The organism is Micromonospora sp. NPDC051296, from assembly GCF_040682255.1.
GTDB lineage: Bacteria > Actinomycetota > Actinomycetes > Mycobacteriales > Micromonosporaceae > Micromonospora > Micromonospora craterilacus.
In genome coordinates this window covers 1-3,575 of the sequence record NZ_JBFBAO010000525.1, presented here as the reverse complement: position 1 = coordinate 3,575, position 3,575 = coordinate 1, and the positions used below count along the sequence as shown (strand labels likewise).

The window sequence follows — 3,575 nt, the reverse complement described above, 5'->3', positions numbered from 1 at the left end:
AACGGAACCATCGTGCTCCACGATCTCGGCCACGCCCCGTTCATCGGGTTCGCGGCGCAGGTGAAGGACGTCAAGGTCAGCCCGGACGGAAACACGGCGGCGGTCTTCCTCACCGGCGAGAGCGGCGTGGGCAAGACCCGCCTGCTGCGCGAGGTCGGCGAGCGGCTGGGCGACGCGGGTGCCCTGGTGCTCACCGGCTCCTGTCTGGACATCGGCGACGCCTCGCCGATGCATCCGCTGCGCCAGGCGCTGCGTCGCCTCGACGCCGATCTGGCTCCGCCCGCCGCCGCCTCGGTCCGCGCGCTGCTCGCGGTGTTCGCGGAGGACGCGGCCGGCCCGGACGGCGCGGGCGCGCTGTTGGAGCGGGTCTCGCGCGGGCTGAGCGTCATCGCCGGGGGACGCCCGGTGGTGCTCGTCCTGGACGACCTCCAGTGGGTCGACCGGACCACCCGCCAGCTGCTGCTCTACCTGCTCGCCGGCCTCGGCGACCTCCAGCTGTCGGTGCTGGCCGCAGTGCGTTCGGAGTCGTTGCAGGGGGCGCACCCGCTGCGTCGGGTGCTCACCGAGCTGCGTCGGTTGCGTTCGGTGCGGGTGCTCGACCTGGCCCCGCTGGACCGGGCCGGCACCGAGCAGCTCGCCGCGGCGGTCGGGTGCCGGCCGCTCGCCCCCGAGGCGGCCGAGCGGCTCTGGCAGCGCAGCGGCGGCAACCCGTTCGTCGTCGAGGAGCTCTCCCGCGATCTGCGCGACGGCCGTGACGGGCCGTCCGACACCCTGCGCGAGGTCTTCCTGGCCCGGGTGGACGCCCTGCCCCAGCCGGCCCACCGGGCCGTGCACGCGGTTGCCGCCGGAGTGGAGCCGGTCGAGCACTGGCTGCTCGCCCGGGTGGTCGGGCTGCCGGAGCAGGACCTGCTCGACGCGGTCCGCGCGGCGGTCTCCCACCGGCTGCTGGTCGGTTCCCATGACGGCTACCGGCTGCGTCACCGACTCGTCGCCGAGGTGCTGGAAGGCGAGCTGCTGCCCGCCGAGCGGGCGCTGCTGCACCGCAGCTACGCCGAGGCGCTGACCTCGGCACCGGCCGAGCTGCACCAGGCGCGGCTGGCCCACCACTGGCGGCTGGCCGGGGAACCGGAGCGGGCGCTGCCGTCGGCGGTGGCCGCCGCCGAGGAGGCCGAGCGGCTGTACGGCTACGCCGAGGCGCACCGGCACTGGTCGGTGGCGGTGCAACTGGCCGAGGGGCTGCCCGGCGCGGACCGGGCCGCCCTGTTGGGGCACGCGGCCGAGGCCGCCCACCACTGCGGCGAGCACGCCCGGGCGCTGGCGCTGCTGGAGGAACTGGCCGCCGCCGGCACCGACCACCCGGCCTGCGAGCTGCACATCCGCCGGGCCCGCTACCTGACCGCCGCCGGCCGGTCGGCGCTGGCCGAGGCGGAGTACCAGCACGCGCTGGACAGTGCCGACTGCACGCCCCGACAGCGGGCCACCGCCGCCGCCCACCTGGCGGAGCTGCTGCTGCAACTCGGCCGGTACGCCGACGCGGGCCAGCGGGCCCGGGAGGCGCTGGCGCTGGCCGAGCAGGTCGACGGGGCCACCACGGAGGTGGTGCGGGCCAGCACGGCGCTGGGCTTCTCCGAGGCGTACCTGGAGGATCCGGACGCCGGCCTGGCGGTGCTGCGTCGGGCGCTGGCGACCGCCGAACGCGCCGGTAGTCCGGAGGACGTGGCGCTGGCGTACCTGCACCTGGCCGAGCTGCTGACCGGGCCGCTGAACATCCTCGAGGAGGGGGTGGTGGTGGCCCGCCGGGGTGCCGAGCGGGTGGCCGAGCTGGGGTTGGGCCGCACGTACGAGACCCGGCTGCTGGCCATCGCCACCAACGGTCTGTTCCGGGTGGGGCAGTGGGCCGAGGCGGAGAAGGTCGTCGCGGCGGCGCTGCGGCACCGCCCGTCGGGCGCGGACGCGGTCGAGCTGCTGCTGGCCCGCTGCCGGCTGTCGGTCGGCTACGGCGATGTCGCCGCCGCCGACCGGGACCTGGACGCGGTGGCCACCATGCTGGCCGGCGGCGGTGCCCGGCACGTCATCCCGCTGCTCACCCTGCGTGCCGGGCTGGCGATGTGGCAGGGGCGGCACGACGTGGCCCGGCACGCGGTGCAGCGGGGTCTGACCGAGACCCGCTCCGACGACCTGGTCATCCTCGCCGTGCTGGTCTGGCACGGCCTGCGCGCCGAGGCCGAGGCGCACGCCAGCCGCACGGTCGCGGTGGACGGCAACGCGGTACGCCTGCTGCGGGAGATCGCCGACCGGGTGGCCGGCCGGAGTGAGCGCGCGGCCCGGCCGGTACGCGACGTGGTCGACGGGTATCTGGCGCTCTGCGCGGCCGAGGTGAGCCGCCTGGACGGGGCGGATCCGGACCTGTGGGCGCGGGCGGCGGCCGAGTGGGACCACCGCCACCACCCGTATCCGGCGGCCTATTCCCGGCTTCGTCAGGCCGAGGCGCTGTTGGCCCGCCGGCGCCGCGCCGCCACCGCCGGCAAGCTGCTCCGCCAGGCGTACCAGATGGCTCAGGGGCTCGGCGCGGTGCCGTTGACGGACGAGATCCGTACCCTCGCGGGCCGGGCCCGGGTCACCCTGGAGGAGCGCCCGCCGGCGGGGGCCGCGACGCCGGCCGGGGAGGGCGGTGACGAACTCGCCGCCCTGACCGCCCGGGAGCGGGAGGTGCTGGCCTCCGTGGCCGAGGGCCTGACCAACAAGGAGATCGGCCAGCGGCTGTTCATCAGCGAGCGGACCATCGGCGTCCACGTGTCGCACATCTTCGACAAGCTCCAGGTACGTACCCGGGTCCAGGCCAGCGCCATCTTCCTTCGCAGCCGGCCGTAGGTGTCGGATACGTCGTTCTACTGATGTCGCCGGGCCGCCCGCCTGAGAGGCTGTGCCCGGCGTCGGCACGGCGGCGTCAGGCGAGCAGCGTGGAGGCGGCATGAGCGAGCGTAGCGAGCGAATCATCAGGCTCAGTGCGGTCGTGCCTCCTGTCGGCATGGAGCGCAGCGGAGTGCCGGCATGAGCGAAGCGGTCTGGGGGCCCGTGCACCGGGATATCGTCGACCTCCTCGCCGATCACCCGGCCGACGTGCCCGCCGTCGTCGACCACCTGACCAAGCTCCAGGACATGCTGGTCCGGCTGCCGCCGCTGTTGCACAGCAACCCGCTGGCCGACTTCAACAAGCTGTACCTCGTCATCACCACCAGCGTGCTGGACGGTCTCTACGCCGACCGGTTCGTCGACCCGGGCTTCCTGTCCCGGCTGGACGTGGAGTTCGCGGCCCGCTACTTCGACGCGCTGCGGTTGTGGAGCGATTCCAGCCCGGGCACCCCGAAGGCCTGGACGTGCCTGTTCGAGCGGACGCGTGGCCCGGACGCGCGGCCGCTGCCCTCGGCGGCGGCCGGCGTCAACGCGCACATCAACTTCGACCTGCCGTTCGCGCTGGTCACCACGTTCGACCACCTGGAGTCCGAGTGCCGACCGCCGCAGCGTCCCGGGCCGGATCCGCGATCCGGTGCCGACTGGCCCGGCCGGGCGCGGAC

General features: G+C 75.1%; 2 protein-coding genes. Both read left to right on the top strand.

The features are described 5' to 3' along the window. Nucleotides 1-42: 42 nt before the first annotated feature. Entirely contained in the window at nucleotides 43-2,871 is a 2,829-nt protein-coding gene (locus AB0M52_RS32250; RefSeq protein ID WP_363961520.1) for an AAA family ATPase, read from the top strand. Between the two features lie 180 nt (nucleotides 2,872-3,051). Next, nucleotides 3,052-3,575, top strand: a 524-nt coding sequence (locus AB0M52_RS32245) for a DUF5995 family protein (protein WP_363961518.1), incomplete at its 3' end; no start/stop codon positions are given.